We start from the raw sequence: 14,774 nt of genomic DNA, 5'->3' as shown, positions 1-14,774 counted from the left end.
GGATCCGGCGTCCTTGTGGCTTCCGATCCTTCCGGATCTCGAACGTCATCGCACCCCTTGAGCTGGGGTGTTGTGACGACCACTAGAACGGAAGGTTGCCGGCCGAGGCGTCACGTTCCGGGCGTGCGGCTCCCCATCGTCGCGGCGAATGAACCGGGGTCGCCGTCGAAGCCCCGGATCGTCTCGTGGAGCTCCCAGCCGCCCGAGCTGCCCCGGACGAACTCGGCGACCGTCGCCGCGGTGGCGCCGCCGACCGAGGAGAAGTCGTCCTCCGCCAGATTTGTGTAGCCCTCACGAATCTGCACGCCGGTGCTCGCTATGTCGTCGAAGGTCCTTCGGCCGTCCCGCTGCTGAATGGCGACCCCGACGACGACCCGGGCGTACGCGGCCGACAGCCGGTTCAGTTCCAGAGTCATCACCTCGTCGAAGCCAAGCCCCTGGCCGGTCCTGCTGTCGCGGTTCAGCATGATGGTGCCGTCCGGCGAACGGCTGTCGAAGTGCACGAGATACGAGGGGCTGCCGTACGGCTCGTCCGCCGGGTAGGTCGCGGCGATGATGTCGAGGTCGTGGGCGGGGGCACCCGGAGGACTTGGGTCCCATTTGAGCCTGACTTCGACCTTTGCGAGGTCCTTGTTGGGCGTACTCATCGGACTTCCCTCCTTGCCGCTGGGCCGTCGGACCGGTCGTACCACCCGATCATGTCCGTAACTGTCCGTGGAACCAACAGGCTTGGTATCGGGCGGCGGAATCGGGCCAATATCGATTCCTGCGCGGTTCAGTGCGGGATACGGCGCGGCGGACGCTGCCTGATCTCCTCGCGGAAGAGCTCGATCGCGCTGCTGACCTGACGCATCAGGTGGGTGTGCTCGATGCGGTCGAGATACAGACAGTTGCGGGCCAGCCCCTCCAGCTCGAAGGCGAAGCAGAGCGTCATCAACGGGTTGATGAACAGCTCGCTGCCCCGGGTGCGCGAGGTGAACTGGACGTCCCCGAAGGCTCCCTGGACCGCCGCGGCGATTGATCCGTTGACGATGCTCGGGTGGTCGGGGGTGTGCTTCTGGGCATGGGCGACCGCGTCGACGAAGAGAGCGCCCTCGCGGGTCGTACGGGAGACGGAGAAGGCGCCCAGGTAGGCGCCATCGCGCTCCAGGGCTGCGATGTTCTCCAGGACGAGTCCGTGGCTCACCCCGTGATACGCGTCGATTCCGAAGCCGATGGAGACAACGAGGCGCTCGGGTACCTCGATTCCGGCGAGCGCCGCGACGCTGGCGAGGTCCTCCTCCGGGGTGCCGAGCCCGGATTCGTCGCCACGCATCAGGATGTCCGTACCGCCGTCGACGAGGACGACCGCGTCGATGTCGTACCGCTCGATCAGCGCTCGGTAGGCGGCCCGCAGCGGCTGCACGCCCACCCGGGCGAAGGCGTGCACGGTGCTCGGGTAGTGGTGCAGTTCGAGCCACTGGGCGAGGGTGCGTTCCGGGAAGTACGGCTGGTGGAGGGACGTTTCGGGGGTGATGACCGCGACATCGGGCGCGAGCCAGGCATCGACGGGAAGCCCTTCAAGAGCGCTGAACGAGAGATTGGCGAGCCGGACGTCCTTGCCCTGATGCAGCAGGGAGAGTGCCACCGGAAGTCCCGCGTAGATGTCGAACCCGCCGCCCGCCCCGGCGACGAGGATGCGTTCCGCGGAGTCGAGGCGGGCGAACAGGGTGTTGGCGAACACGGGGTTGGCGGGCGGGGTCGTCATGGAGATCATTCTGCGATTCGCAGCGCCTGGTTCGGACGTACTCCGGCAGGGCGTGACCCGCGCCACGTCCGCCGCCGTACGATGGCGCGGTGCTGGTCAAGTGGATTCGCTGCACCGTGATGGACCGTCGTGGTTTCGAGCGGGGGCAGCGAAAGTGGGCGGAGCTGCTCGGTGAGCCGGGGTTCAGGGGACAGGGGGGTGGCTGGAGCCGGGGGCGACCGGAGGTTGCCCATGTGTTCGCGTTCTGGGAGAACCGGGTCTTCTACGACTCGTTCATGGCGCGTGCGCACGACCGGCTGGCTGCCGCACAGTCCGGAACGTACAGCGACATCCAGGTCAAACTGTTCGACTACCGCTTCGATGTGAAGACCGGCTTCGAGCCGCGCTTCACCGATGCGGATGTGGTCAGAGTGGCGCACAGCAGGGTGCACGAGGACCGGGTCGCACACTTCGCCCTGATGCAGGAGAGGGTGTGGAATCCAGCGATGGCCGGCTCTCCCGGCATGCTGCGCGGGGTGTTCGGCGAAGCGCCGGGGCACGAGTTCCTGGTGCTGTCGATGTGGCAGTCGAGCGCCGAGCGCGGCAAGTACCGGCCGGGGAGCGTCGAAAGGCTCTCGCAGCGGGCAGGGACCGAGGACGATATGGCGGCGCTGGCGGGGGACGTCGTGCAGCTCGATCCGTCCTGGACGGTGTAATCCGCGGGTACCTCGGGCCGGCCCCTGACCGGCGGGGCCCAGGCGGGCAGGGGCGTGCCGGATGTCCTGGGGCCCTGCTTCGCCGGCAACATGCGTCGGATGGATTCCGGACAACTGCTCGAATGGACCGGACTCGATCTAGGGTCTTTACATGGCACGACCGCAACGCATTGTCCTCGTCCGGCACGGCGAGTCCGAGGGCAATGCCGATGACACGGTGTACGAACGTGAGCCCGACCATGCATTGAGGCTCACCGCGACGGGATTGCGGCAGGCCAGGGAGACGGGGGCACGGCTGCGCGACCTCTTCGGCGGGGAGCGGGTCAGTGTGTACGTCTCGCCCTACCGCCGCACGCACGAGACCTTCAGATCCCTCGGGCTCGACCTGGAGCGGGTGCGGGTGCGCGAGGAGCCGCGGCTGCGCGAACAGGACTGGGGGAACTGGCAGGACCGGGACGACGTGAGACTGCAGAAGGCCTACCGGGACGCGTACGGACATTTCTTCTACCGCTTCGCGCAGGGGGAGTCCGGCGCCGATGTGTACGACCGGGTCGGGGCATTTCTGGAGAGCCTGCACCGGAGCTTCGAGGACCCCGACCATCCGCCCAACGTTCTGCTGGTCACTCATGGACTGACGATGCGGTTGTTCTGCATGCGGTGGTTCCACTGGTCGGTGGCCGAATTCGAGTCACTGTCCAACCCCTGCAACGGAGAGACACGAATGCTGATGCTCGGCGAGGACGGGCGGTACACGCTTGACCGGCCGTTCGAGCGGTGGCGCACCCCTGAGCCGTACGGCATCACCGGATAGAGTGGAGAGGCGATGACCGTTGACTCCGCTTCCGCCCAACGCTTCGAACGCGCCCTGGCCAGCCTGCGGGGGCTGTCCGTGGGGGACGCTCTGGGCTCCCAGTTCTTTGTGCCCGCCAACTATCCGCTGCTGAAGCAGTGCGCATTGCCGCTCGGCCCCTGGCAATGGACCGATGACACGGAGATGGCCTGCTCCGTCCTGGCCGTGCTCGCCGGGCACAACCGCATCGACCAGGACGCGCTGGCCCACTCGTTCGCCGACCACCACGACTTCGACCGGGGATACGGCCCTGCTGTGAACCGGCTGCTGCGCCTGGTCCGGGAGGGCGGCGACTGGCGCGAGCTGGCGTCCGCGCTATTCCAGGGCCAGGGCTCCTGGGGTAATGGTTCGGCCATGCGTATCGCACCCCTCGGCGCCTGGTACGCGGACGACCCCGAGCAGGCCACGCACCAGGCCGAGATCTCCTCGTACACCACGCATCAGCACCGCGAGGCCGTCGTGGGAGCGATGGCTGTCGCGGCAGCCGCCGCGCTCGCCGCCGCGCCCGGCGGGCTGCCGACGCCGACCGATCTCCTCGACGGGGTCATCGCCCTCGTGCCGCGCAGTGCGGTCGGCGCCGGGCTGCGCCGGGCGCGCGACATGCTCGACTACAGCGATGCCAGCACAGTCGCGGCGGTCCTCGGCAACGGCCGTCGTACAAGTGCACATGACACAGTGCCGTTCGCTCTCTGGTCGGCGGCACGGAGCCTCGGCGACTTCGAGCAGGCCTTCTGGGTGACCGCTCAGGCCGGTGGCGATGTCGACACGACCTGCGCAATCGTCGGCGGGGTCATCGCGGCAAGCAAGGCGGGAGCTCCGCCGGCCGCCTGGTCGGCACAGACGGAAGAGCTGCCGGGCTGGCTTCCCCGGCCGGGTCGTAGCTGACACGTCTCGACTGTCACGGTACTGCCACATCCCTGCTGCACACGTCTGAGAGCGGTACCGGAGGGCTACCCTTTCGGCCACGCCGCCGTCAATGATCATCGTGACGGTCGTGCGCCGAATGAGAACCGAGGTGCTCGCGCTGCTCAGCAGCTGAGCGAGCGGAACTCGGTGGGAGGGGGTCCCATGTCCGATCACACGTCGGAGTCATCCCGGAAGCCGGAGGCGCCCGAGGCGTCCCGCCCGCGGGAGCCGTCGGTGGCGTCCGAGTCGCCCGGTAGCTCCGCAGCGCCGAGCGTGCCCGATTCCGGCGACGCCGTCCCTGAGCCGCCGAAGGGCCCGGCGTACGCGCAGCAAGGATGGCAACCGCATCCGCCACCCAACCCCTGGCAGAGCCGCCAGCAGCAGGCCGGCACGGTTGCGCGGCTGCGCCCGGCCCCGCCGGTCGCCATCCGCAACGCCACACTCTGGTCGGTCGTGGCCACCGCGCTCCTCAGTGGCCTGTTGCTGGGGGACGGTCTTGGCCTGAACCTGCTGATTGTCGCGGTTCCCGCCGCGCTCGCGGCCTTCTTCGCCGCAGAGGCCGCGGGTCGTCGGCTTCGCCCCTGGTCCGCTGCCTGGGCGCTGGGCGGTCTGTCACTGCTCATCGTCCCGGCGCTCCGGGACGCGGGCTGGCCCACCTTCCTCGCTGTGGTGTCAGCCGTCGCACTGGGCTCGCTGACCCTGCACGGCAGCCGCAGCTGGCTCGGGGTGTTCCTCGGTTCGGTGGGCCTGTTCTCCTCCGCCGTCGAGGGAGTGAGATGGGGCGGGCTGGGCATTCGCGACCGGATGGCAGGTTCTCGCGGTCGATGGGGTGTCGCCTTCCGGTCCACCGCGGTGGCCGTTGTCCTGCTCATCGTCTTCGGAGCACTGTTCGCAAGCGCGGATGCCGCGTTCGCCGATGTGCTCGGCAATTTGATCCCGGATGTGTCGTTGGGCGACAGCCCCTGGAGGTTCTTCCTCTTCGTGGTCGGTCTGGTCGGTGCGCTCACTGCCGCCTATACCGCCGCTGCCCCCATCCGCTGGGACCGCATCACCGTGCGGGCAGGCAAGGCCCGCGGTCGGCTGGAATGGGCGCTTCCGCTCATCGTGCTGAATCTGCTCTTCGCCGTCTTCATCGCCATCCAGCTCACCGTGTTGCTCGGCGGATACGACAAGGTGATGGCCGAGACCGATCTCAGCTACTCCGCCTACGCCCGCCAGGGCTTCTGGCAGTTGTTGTGGGCAACGCTGCTCACCCTCCTCGTGATCGCGCTCGCTCTGCGCTGGGCCCCTCGTGGTGAAGCGCGCGACCGGACTCTCGTGCGGATCGTCCTCGGCACGCTGTGCGTGCTCACCCTTGTGGTGGTGGCCTCCGCGCTGCGGCGCATGGAGCTGTACGTCGATGCGTACGGTCTGACCCGGCTGCGCATATCCGTGGCCGCGGTGGAGCTGTGGCTGGGCGTGGTGCTGATCCTGATCATGGCGGCGGGTGTGTTCGGCGCCCGGCTGCTGCCGCGAGCCGTGGCGGCGAGCGCGGCCGTCGGTGTGCTCGTGTTCGGTCTGGTCTCGCCCGACGGGCTGATCGCGGAACAGAACGTTCAGCGCTACCGCAATAATCACGCGATCGACATCGACTACCTCCGTGGCCTCTCGGCCGACGCCGTACCGGCCCTCGACACACTGCCCGAACCGCTACGGTCCTGTGCCCTCGGCGAGATCCAGCGCACGCTGCGCATGTCCGACGCTCCTTGGTACGCCACCAGCTGGGGTGAGGCGCGGGCACGCGACATTCTGGAGAACCGGAGCACGAACCCTCCTGTGACGGACTGCGCGGGGTTTGGAAGCGGTGAGGGCGGCGGTGACCGGGGCGGTTACGAAGACGATACGTACGACCCGTACTGATGACGTCCCCGGCTGATGACGTCCCCTACGACCCGTACTGATCCGGATCGCTGAGCCGTACCCGGCGATCCGGGCAGGTGCAGGCCGCGTCCCCGTGGAGGGCCTGCACCTGCGCCGGCGTGCGACGCTAGGCTCCGGGGCCACCCGCGGACGCCTTGCCGCTCAACGCATCCAGATCGCTCTTGCGTACCCGGATCACCAACACCGCTGTCAGCAGGGCGAGTGCGGCCATCGCCACCGCTGCCGTGAACGCCGTCGAAATGCCCTGCGTGAGCACCTCGTGTCCCCAAGGCGCGGGCAACTCGTGCGTCTCGGCGAATTTTGCCTTCTGCTCCGGCGTCGCCTGCGCCATGAACGACGGAAGTTGCTTCTCCGCCTCGTTGCGGCTCGCCGTGCCGAAGACCGTCACCAGGATGGACAGCCCCAGCGAACCACCCACCTGCTGGCTGGCATTGAGCAGTCCGGACGCCGCACCGGCCTCGTGCTGCGCGACCCCGGAGACAGCGGTCAGGGTCAGCGTGACGAAATTGAGGCCCATACCGAAGCCGAACAGGAGCATCGGCCCCAGCACCCCGCTCGCATAGGAGCTGTCGGACGAGATGAATGTCTGCCAGAAGAGGCCGATTCCGGTGAGTGTCGAACCGGTGATCATGAACGGCTTGGGGCCGAGCACCGGCAGCAGCCGTTGCGACAGGCCTGCGCCCGTGATGATGGCGACTGTCACGGGCAGGAAGGCCAGGCCCGACTCGATGGGGCTGTAACTCAGCACGTTCTGCACGAACAGGACGATGAAGAAGAACATGCCGACCATGGCGGCGGCCAGGCTGAGCATGATGAGGTACGTCCCCGACCGGTTGCGGTCGGCGAACATCCGCAGTGGGGTGATCGGTTCCTTCGCCCGCATCTCGATGAGTACGAATGCGGCGAGGAGTACCACCGCGGCGCCGAAGGACCCCACGGTCAAGGAGTCCCGCCAGCCCTCCTCGGATGCCCGGATGAATCCGTACACCAGCGAGGCCATGCCGAGGGTCGAGGTCAGGGCGCCCGAGACGTCGAAGCGGCCGGGGTGCCTCTCGGACTCGCTGATGTACATGGGTGCCAGGACCGCGATCAGCACACCGATCGGTACGTTGACGAAGAAGACCCAACGCCAGTCGAGCCATTCGGTGAGCATTCCGCCGGCCAGCAGGCCGATCGCGCCGCCGCCCGCCGAAACCGCGGCAAAGACTCCGAACGCGCGGTTGCGCTCGGGGCCTTCGGGAAACGTGGTGGTGATCAGGGCGAGTGATGTCGGTGAGGCGATGGCTCCGCCGACGCCCTGGAGGGCCCGGGCCGCGAGCAATTGCCAGGGCTCCTGGGCCAGTCCGCCCAGCAGGGAAGCAAGGGTGAAGACCAGGATTCCGGCTATGAAGACCCGGCGGCGGCCGAGGATGTCACCGGCCCTGCCACCGAGAAGCAGCAGTCCACCGAAAGTGAGCGTGTAGGCGCTGAGGACCCAGGACAGATCGGTGGTGGAGAAGCTGAGCGCGTCCTGGATGTGCGGAAGCGCGATGTTGACGATCGTGGCATCGAGCACAACCATCAACTGACATGCGGCGATGACCGTGAGGGCGATCCCCCGTCGCCCCTGCCGTCGGGCCGCGCCCGGCGGACTCTGTGCTTCCAACTGAGAGGTTGTCACTATGGATCCCCCACAAGTGAATTAGTGAACGGAAGCGTTCACTGTCTCGTCAACGGTAGTGAGTCCCCGTCAGTGAACGCAAGCGTTCACTGAACCTGCTGTTGCCGGGATGCCGGCGGAATTGCTCGGTCCGCCTGCTCGGTCCGATGGCGATCGGTTCCGATGTGTCTCGGTCCGCCTCCACGTCCGGATTCCGCCTCACCGTCCGACCTGTTTCGATGGAGAAAAGCTGATGGTTACCTCGCGCTCGGCGGCCGCCGCTCGGCCGCCGATGGCGTCACCGCGTCGCCGCGGGCCCGTACTGGAACGCGCGATCCTCGATGCCGCGCTGGAACAGCTGAGCACGGTGGGCTGGAACGGGCTGACGATGGAGGGTGTCGCCGCCGGGGCCCAGACAGGGAAGGCGGCGGTCTACCGGCGTTGGCCCTCGAAGGAGGACCTGGTGGCCGACGCGCTGCAGACGGCACTGCCGGCGCTCGGTGAGGCGCCCGACTTCGGCAGCGTTCGCGAAGATCTCTACCAGCTCTGCCGGCGGCTGCGCGACGCCATGCTTTCCAAGCCCGGATGCGCGCTGCGTTCCGTACTTCACGAGTGCGACGCAAGTTCGGCCGAGCGGTTCCAGTCGGTGATCCTCAAAGGGGTGATCCAGCCGTCGACCGAGCTCTTCCGGGAGGTGGTCGGCCGAGGGATCGCGCGTGGCGACGTCCGCTCCGATGCCACGAGTGAGCTGTCCTTCGAAGTGATCCCCGCGATGATGATGTACCGCAGCAAGGTGTGCGGCAGCGAATGGACGGACGGGGAGCTCGCCGAAATGATCGATCAGGTCGTGGTGCCGTTGTTCCGCTCCTCCGGCAACTGAACGCGACGGCCGGCGGCCGGGCCGTGAGGATCCCGGTGGGGGCGGCGCGGAACGGCACAACGGTCCGGCGCCCCGGGGTGTTCTCGGCGTTCTCGTCGGCGTACGCTGGCTGGCGCCATGCCGTACGAACCACCCACGCACACCGTCGAGCGCTCACTGCGCGCTACCACTGGTGCCAAGACCGTCGCCGGTGTCGACGAGGTCGGACGCGGAGCGTGGGCGGGACCGGTCACCGTGTGTGCGGCCGTCACCGGCCTTCGCAAGCCTCCTGCCGGACTCACCGACTCCAAGCTGATCAGCCCCAAGCGCCGCGCCGAGCTGGCGCCGCTGCTCGAGGGCTGGGTCACCGCCTACGGTCTCGGAGACGCCTCGCCGCAGGAGATCGACGACCTCGGGATGACCGCGGCCCTGCGCCTCGCCGCTGTCCGCGCCCTCGAAGCGCTGCCGGTGCGCCCCGACGCGGTGATACTCGACGGCAAGCACGACTACCTGGGCGCGCCCTGGACGGTCCGAACCGTCATCAAGGGCGACCAGTCCTGTGTCGCGGTCGCGGCCGCCTCGGTGATCGCGAAGGTTCACAGGGACGCGATGATGGCCGAACTGGGTGGGGAATCGGGGGAGTACGCCGCCTTCGCCTTCGGTGCCAACGCCGGCTACCCGTCTCCCGTGCACAGGGCCGCTCTGGAGGCGCTGGGGCCCACGCCCCACCACCGCCTCTCGTGGTCCTACCTCGACGCGCTGCCCAAGTGGCAGCACCTGAAGAAGGTCCGCTTCTCCGCCGAGGCGGCTGCACTGGAAAGCGGGGGCCAGCTCGGCTTCGACTTCTGATCGCGCATTTGTGCCCACCCGCTGATGCTCATTGCGTCGGCGTTTGATAGACAACCACCCATGCCTCTCATCCCCGAGGAGCCTCAGATTCACGAGAGCGCCCAGGGTCCCCGCGTCACTCCGGCCGCAGGCCGAACCGCGCCGACCCCCCGTCCCGTACCCGGTCCGCGTTCCGCGGCCATGCCGCGCCCCGGTCGTCCGGGTCCCGGTCCCTCGAGGCCCGCGCCCCCGGCGCAGCGCCCGCACCCCACCGCCGGTCAGTCTCAGGCGGCCCGCTCGGAGAGTCGTTCCGTGCCGCAGATCCAGCTGATCCCGGCCCCAGCCGGCGGCGCGCTCGACGCTGCCGACGAGGCAGTCGATCTGCTGCTCGACTCCGGACGCGCACCGGGCGACATCCTGGTGCTCACCACCGGTGAACATCACCCGTGGGCCGCGCACGAGCTGTCCTTCGGAGCGGCCGCCTACTGGGCCCAGCACGAGGCCGGTGACGATGTGTTCTTCGCCGGTGCCGCGGGCGCGGACCGGGTGCAGTCTCGTCCCGTGGTGATCGTCGCGGTCAACGGAGCGGCCGATGACGCCGCCGCCCGTGCGCTGCTCCTCGCGCAGAAGCGCGCCGGGGCGCTGTTGATCGTCTGCGGTGACCCGCAGCAGATCAACACCGTGCTCGGCGTCGACGTCTGAGCCGTACGGCACGTACGACCGTGGTGACCCGGCTGCCCGACGGGGCGGCCGGGCCGACGGCTCGTGTCAGCGGGCCGCGGTACGGCGCAGTGCCTCCGTCGCCCCGCCGCCGGTGCGAAGCGGGAACGGGTCGTGCTCGCCCATGGTGTCGGCGAGAGACGAAGGCGCTGACGTGGAGTTGGGCCGACGGCCGCCGCGGCCTTCGCCCAGCACCTGCCACCCGCCATGGGTCAGCGTGATGTACGCGCCGCACCGAAGGCCGTGCAACGTGCAGGCGTCCCGCAGACCCCACATCCACGCCCCGTCCTCCTCCGTCCACCGCTCGTCCCCCTCGCGGCAGTAGAGCAGTACCGCAGTCCGCACGGGCGTGCGGCGTCGCAGATCGTGCGGGATGACCCGGCGCAGATGCGCCAGCAGCGCGTTACGGAACTCCCAGCCGTCCGCGGCCACGGAGCGCCGGGCGAACGATGCGCTGGCCGTGAGGCGTTCCTCGTGGTCGAGCACGGCGACGACGGCAGTTGCCGGAGTCGGCCGGTGCCGGGCGTGCAGTCCGCTGACGACCTCGCGCGGGCTACGCAGCAACGGTATGCCTGCAGCGGCCCACTCGGCCGGTTCGAGCATTCTGGCAAGGCGGTTGGCGGAGTCGGCGGACACCGAAGTGGCTGCGGACGGAGCGAATCCGAAGGTCACGGTCCTCCCTTCGCATACGCGCCCACGGTGCGGGCAGGGTCGGGTGGGGGTGCACCGCGGCACAGCCCTTCCGGGCCGCGAAAGGGCCGTGCGGGGAGCGGTTCAATTCTCCCTGGCGTATCGGCAGGCGGCAACGAGCAATTGGCGAGGCTGACGGGAATCGGCCGGAATGACACGGATATCCCTGCCCAGATCGTGGACGGATGACTCCCTGTGTCACGCCTGAACAGCGAGGACCAGCGGAAACACTCCCTCCGCCCCGGCCCGGCGCAGCAGCCGGGATGCCACGGCAAGCGTCCAGCCCGTGTCCGAGAGATCGTCCACGAGCAGCACGGGGCCCCCCGCCGACGCCAACGCCTCGGCCAGCTCCGGCTCCACGACGAGCGCCTCGTGCAGAGCCCGCACCCGCTGCGCGCTGTTGGTCCGGGAGATCCGCACCTCGGCCGCTCCTGGCGCGTAGGTGACGCTGCCGAGCAGTGGCATCCGGCCGACCTCGGCGATACGGCTGCCGAGCGACTGGATGAGCTGCGGTCTGCTGTGCGAGGCGACCGTGACGACGCCGACGGGCCGGGGTGCGGTATCGGCGTTGCCGGATGCCCAGCCACCCGGTCCCTTGGCCCAGTCGACCAGCACTGTCACCACCGCGTTCGCCACATCGTCGGGTACCGGGGCGTCCTGCGTCTGCGCCGCCAGCATCGGACGCAGCCGGTTGCCCCAGCCGATGTCGGAGAGCCGGCCGAGGGCGCGCCCCGAGAAGGACAGTTCGCCCGTCGGGATACGGCCCTTGAGGTCGACGCCCACCGCGGCGAGACCGGTCGGCCACATCTTGCGGGGCTCCACCTCCACGCCCGGCCTGCCGAGCTCGCCCCGGGCGGTGTCCAGAGCCGCCGTCGACACCTGGTCGTCGAAGCGCGCGCCTGCGCAGTTGTCACAGCGTCCGCACGCCGCCGCTTCCTCGTCGTCCAACTGGCGACGGAGGAACTCCATCCGGCAGCCGGTCGTCGTTGCGTAGTCGCGCATCGCCTGCTGCTCGGCGGACCGTTGGCGTGCCACCCAGGCATAGCGCTCGGAGTCGTAGACCCAGGGCTCTCCCGTGGCGATCCAGCCGCCCTTCACCCGCTTGACCGCACCGTCGACATCGAGGACCTTGAGCATGGTCTCCAGGCGGGTGCGCCGCAGCTCGACCAGCGGCTCCAGAGCAGGCAGCGAGAGCGGCCGGCCGGCCTGGGCGAGCGCATCGATCGTCCGCCGGACCTGCTCCTCCGGGGGGAAGGCAACCGATGCAAAGTACTGCCAGATCGCCTCGTCCTCCCTGCCCGGGAGCAGTAGCACCTCGGCATGCTCGACGCCTCGGCCCGCGCGACCCACCTGCTGGTAGTAGGCGATGGGGGAGGAGGGGGAGCCGAGGTGCACGACGAAGCCGAGGTCGGGTTTGTCGAATCCCATACCGAGCGCGGACGTTGCGACCAGGGCCTTGACCCGGTTGGCCAGGAGATCGTCCTCCGCCTGCTGCCGGTCTGCGTTCTCGGTGCGACCGGTGTAGGAGGCGACGGTGTGCCCGCACTGGCGCAGATACGCCGTGATCTCCTCGGCGGCCGCGACGGTGAGCGTGTAGATGATTCCGGAGCCCGGGAGCTCCTTGAGATGATCACCCAGCCAGGCCAGCCGGTGTGCGGCGTTCGGCAGTTGGAGCACGCCGAGGCTGAGACTCTCGCGGTCGAGAGGCCCACGCAGCACCAGCGCGTCCGTGCCCGCGCCCGTACCGAGTTGCTCGGCGACATCCGCGGTCACCCGCGCGTTCGCAGTGGCGGTCGTCGCGAGCACGGGTACGCCCGCCGGTAGATCGGCGAGCATGGTCCGCAGCCGGCGGTAATCAGGCCGGAAGTCGTGGCCCCAGTCGGAGATGCAGTGCGCCTCGTCGACCACGAGCAGTCCTGTTGCGGCAGCCAGCCGGGGCAGGACCTGGTCCCGGAAGTCGGGGTTGTTGAGCCGCTCGGGGCTGACGAGCAGCACGTCCACTTCCCCTGCTGCCACCTCGGCCTGGACGGTGTCCCACTCCTCGGTATTGGACGAGTTGATCGTGCGGGCGGTGATCCCGGCCCGGGCCGCGGCCGCTACCTGGTTGCGCATCAGTGCGAGCAACGGCGAGACGATCACCGTCGGGCCGCTGCCCTGCGCCCGCAGCAGCGAGGTCGCGACGAAATACACGGCGGACTTGCCCCAACCGGTCCGCTGGACGACCAGCGCTCTGCGTCTGTCCGCGACCAGCGCTTCGATGGCCCGCCACTGGTCCTCGCGCAGCCGGGCAGTGTCGGTGGCGTCCCCGACGAGTCGGGCCAGTACGGAATCGGCCGAAGCCCTGAGCTCTGCGCGGTCTGCGTTGGTCATGCCCCCATGCAACCCGATGGGTGTGACAAACCGCGAACGACCCCGCGGACCTGTGGATAACTTATCCACAGGGGGTCGCGGAATTCTGCCGCTCGCGGGACGGTCGTGCCATGAACAAGCACCACGAATCCACCGGGCCGGCCGACGAGCAGCAGATCACTCTGCGCGGGCCCGCCGAACTCGCCGATGCCCTCCCGTATCTCATGGGGTTCTATCCGAACGACAGCGTGGTCATGGTCGCCCTGCACGGCGGCCGCGGCCGCTTCGGCGGGCGGCTCAGGCTCGGAATTCCGCAGTCACCGCAAGAATGGCCATCCACCGCTGAGCAGCTCGCCGAGTGTCTGGTCAAGGGCAGCGAGCGGCGCGGGGAGCGTCCCGAGGCGATCGTCATCTTTCTCTGTCAGGATCCTGCCGACGGGGAGGCCCCGGGCCAGGTGATGGAGCGGCTGCGGCCGCTGGCCCAACGTCTGCGCACGGCGTGTGGAGCTCTCGACGTACCCGTACTCGAAGCGCTCTGCATCTCCGGCGGCCGGTACTGGTCCTACTGCTGCCCCGACCCGCGCTGCTGTCCGGCCGAGGGGAACTCGCTCTCCCTCCCCGGCACCTCGGTGATGGCGGCCGCCGCCACCTATGCGGGCATTCAAGTGCGGGGATCTCTGAGGGAGATGGAAGCCAGGCTCATGCCCCTGAAGACCCCGTCCGTGGCGGATCAGCCACAGGCTCTGGACTCGGCGGGCGCCGCACTGGTGCCGAGGATCCTCGACGAGCTGGGACGCAAGGAGGTGGCCCGCGAGACGCTGGTGCTCGCCCGTGCGCTGATGAAACGCCTCCTGGAGGCGCCGACGACGGCGCCCTCCGATGCGGACATTCAGGACGACTCCCTGATCAGCCATGACGAGGCTGCCGCGGTGATCCTCGGCCTGCAGGACCGGGAGACCCGGGACAAGGCCGCCGAATGGATGGAGGGGCCGGAAGCGGAATCCGCGTTGCGGTTGTGGCGGGCGCTCTCGCGTCGCTGCGTCGGACCGTACGGGGAGCATGCCGCGGCGCCGCTCACCCTGGCGGGCTGGGTCTCCTGGTCCACCGGCGACGAACCGGGTGCACGGGTCGCTCTGAGCCTGGCTCTGCGGGCGGACCCCGAGTACACCTTTGCTCAACTTCTCCACCAGGCGTGCAACCAAGGACTCGACCCGGAGACCCTGCGTCGTTGTCTGCGCGGGGAGCGCAGTAACCGGACGGGCCGAAGCCGTCACCGTACGGAGCGGAGTGCAGTGCCCCGCGCGGTAAGCCCGCCGGCCGTGAGGCGTAAGAGGGTGCAGCCCGGCTCCGTCCGCCCCGGAACGGCGGTTGCCCGACGGCGTGCCCGGGAGTCGCGGGCGGATGGCCGGGGCGGGACCAAGAGCGGGCGGCAGCCGTGACCGGGCGCGCGGTGTGGGGCCTGACGTCAGGAGCAACGCGAGTGGAGGGAGCGGGCAAGGAGGGGCACTTGGTCCGGGACGGATGAAGAGCATGACGAAGGGAGTGTTTATCGTCAGGCAGACGACTATGAT

At 69.1% G+C, this 14,774-nt stretch carries 13 protein-coding genes; 8 read left to right on the top strand and 5 right to left on the bottom strand.

Annotation, left to right across the window (positions count from 1 at the left end; all coding sequences use genetic code 11):
• Positions 1 to 110 precede the first annotated feature (110 nt).
• Entirely contained in the window at positions 111 to 647 is a 537-nt protein-coding gene (locus ACWCP8_RS23330; RefSeq protein WP_352267491.1) for a TerD family protein, read from the bottom strand.
• Between the two features lie 128 nt (positions 648 to 775).
• Positions 776 to 1,756, bottom strand: coding sequence for a DUF1152 domain-containing protein (locus ACWCP8_RS23325; RefSeq protein WP_451117886.1), 981 nt, complete (start codon positions 1,754 to 1,756; stop codon positions 776 to 778).
• 80 nt (positions 1,757 to 1,836) lie between these two features.
• Between ACWCP8_RS23325 and ACWCP8_RS23320 the strand changes: the two genes are divergently transcribed.
• The 4 genes from ACWCP8_RS23320 (at position 1,837) to ACWCP8_RS23305 (ending at position 6,097) form a co-directional block, all read left to right on the top strand.
• Positions 1,837 to 2,442 carry a YdbC family protein gene (locus ACWCP8_RS23320; protein WP_451117884.1) on the top strand — a complete coding sequence of 202 codons (606 nt, stop codon included), beginning with the start codon at positions 1,837 to 1,839 and terminating at the stop codon, positions 2,440 to 2,442.
• Between the two features lie 151 nt (positions 2,443 to 2,593).
• Positions 2,594 to 3,253 carry a histidine phosphatase family protein gene (locus ACWCP8_RS23315; protein WP_352267495.1) on the top strand — a complete coding sequence of 220 codons (660 nt, stop codon included), beginning with the start codon at positions 2,594 to 2,596 and terminating at the stop codon, positions 3,251 to 3,253.
• A gap of 12 nt (positions 3,254 to 3,265) precedes the next feature.
• Positions 3,266 to 4,177 (top strand): ADP-ribosylglycohydrolase family protein, encoded by a 912-nt coding sequence (locus ACWCP8_RS23310; protein ID WP_451117882.1) that lies wholly within the window; start codon positions 3,266 to 3,268, stop codon positions 4,175 to 4,177.
• Between the two features lie 183 nt (positions 4,178 to 4,360).
• Complete coding sequence (locus ACWCP8_RS23305; protein WP_451117880.1) at positions 4,361 to 6,097, top strand: DUF4153 domain-containing protein; 1,737 nt, start codon at positions 4,361 to 4,363, stop codon at positions 6,095 to 6,097.
• A 127-nt stretch (positions 6,098 to 6,224) separates the two neighbouring features.
• Here the strand turns inward: ACWCP8_RS23305 and ACWCP8_RS23300 are convergent, their stop codons facing one another.
• Positions 6,225 to 7,778, bottom strand: coding sequence for an MFS transporter (locus ACWCP8_RS23300; protein WP_352267498.1), 1,554 nt, complete (start codon positions 7,776 to 7,778; stop codon positions 6,225 to 6,227).
• 232 nt (positions 7,779 to 8,010) lie between these two features.
• Between ACWCP8_RS23300 and ACWCP8_RS23295 the strand changes: the two genes are divergently transcribed.
• The 3 genes from ACWCP8_RS23295 (at position 8,011) to ACWCP8_RS23285 (ending at position 10,146) form a co-directional block, all read left to right on the top strand.
• Positions 8,011 to 8,637 carry a TetR/AcrR family transcriptional regulator gene (locus ACWCP8_RS23295; protein ID WP_352267499.1) on the top strand — a complete coding sequence of 209 codons (627 nt, stop codon included), beginning with the start codon at positions 8,011 to 8,013 and terminating at the stop codon, positions 8,635 to 8,637.
• A gap of 117 nt (positions 8,638 to 8,754) precedes the next feature.
• A complete protein-coding gene (locus ACWCP8_RS23290; RefSeq protein ID WP_352267500.1) occupies positions 8,755 to 9,465 on the top strand; it encodes a ribonuclease HII in 711 nt (236 codons plus the stop codon).
• 60 nt (positions 9,466 to 9,525) lie between these two features.
• Entirely contained in the window at positions 9,526 to 10,146 is a 621-nt protein-coding gene (locus tag ACWCP8_RS23285) for a hypothetical protein (protein WP_451117877.1), read from the top strand.
• A gap of 66 nt (positions 10,147 to 10,212) precedes the next feature.
• Here the strand turns inward: ACWCP8_RS23285 and ACWCP8_RS23280 are convergent, their stop codons facing one another.
• Entirely contained in the window at positions 10,213 to 10,836 is a 624-nt protein-coding gene (locus tag ACWCP8_RS23280; RefSeq protein WP_352267503.1) for a hypothetical protein, read from the bottom strand.
• Between the two features lie 216 nt (positions 10,837 to 11,052).
• Positions 11,053 to 13,224: a RecQ family ATP-dependent DNA helicase gene (locus ACWCP8_RS23275; RefSeq protein ID WP_451117875.1), complete on the bottom strand. Its 2,172-nt coding sequence runs from the start codon at positions 13,222 to 13,224 to the stop codon at positions 11,053 to 11,055.
• Positions 13,225 to 13,334: 110 nt separating this feature from the next.
• Between ACWCP8_RS23275 and ACWCP8_RS23270 the strand changes: the two genes are divergently transcribed.
• Positions 13,335 to 14,642: a DUF4192 domain-containing protein gene (locus ACWCP8_RS23270; RefSeq protein WP_352267506.1), complete on the top strand. Its 1,308-nt coding sequence runs from the start codon at positions 13,335 to 13,337 to the stop codon at positions 14,640 to 14,642.
• Positions 14,643 to 14,774 lie beyond the last annotated feature (132 nt).

It is taken from the genome of Streptomyces sp. NPDC002206 (assembly GCF_053593595.1).
This window is presented reverse-complemented; position numbering and strand designations above follow the sequence as displayed.

Coding starts and splice junctions, on each gene's coding strand:
- ACWCP8_RS23330 (WP_352267491.1), bottom strand. CDS start 647: ATGAGTACGCCCAACAAGGACCTCGCAAAGGTCGAAGTCAGGCTCAAA.
- ACWCP8_RS23325 (WP_451117886.1), bottom strand. CDS start 1,756: ATGATCTCCATGACGACCCCGCCCGCCAACCCCGTGTTCGCCAACACC.
- ACWCP8_RS23315 (WP_352267495.1), top strand. CDS start 2,594: ATGGCACGACCGCAACGCATTGTCCTCGTCCGGCACGGCGAGTCCGAG.
- ACWCP8_RS23310 (WP_451117882.1), top strand. CDS start 3,266: ATGACCGTTGACTCCGCTTCCGCCCAACGCTTCGAACGCGCCCTGGCC.
- ACWCP8_RS23305 (WP_451117880.1), top strand. CDS start 4,361: ATGTCCGATCACACGTCGGAGTCATCCCGGAAGCCGGAGGCGCCCGAG.
- ACWCP8_RS23295 (WP_352267499.1), top strand. CDS start 8,011: ATGGTTACCTCGCGCTCGGCGGCCGCCGCTCGGCCGCCGATGGCGTCA.
- ACWCP8_RS23290 (WP_352267500.1), top strand. CDS start 8,755: ATGCCGTACGAACCACCCACGCACACCGTCGAGCGCTCACTGCGCGCT.
- ACWCP8_RS23285 (WP_451117877.1), top strand. CDS start 9,526: ATGCCTCTCATCCCCGAGGAGCCTCAGATTCACGAGAGCGCCCAGGGT.
- ACWCP8_RS23275 (WP_451117875.1), bottom strand. CDS start 13,224: ATGACCAACGCAGACCGCGCAGAGCTCAGGGCTTCGGCCGATTCCGTA.
- ACWCP8_RS23270 (WP_352267506.1), top strand. CDS start 13,335: ATGAACAAGCACCACGAATCCACCGGGCCGGCCGACGAGCAGCAGATC.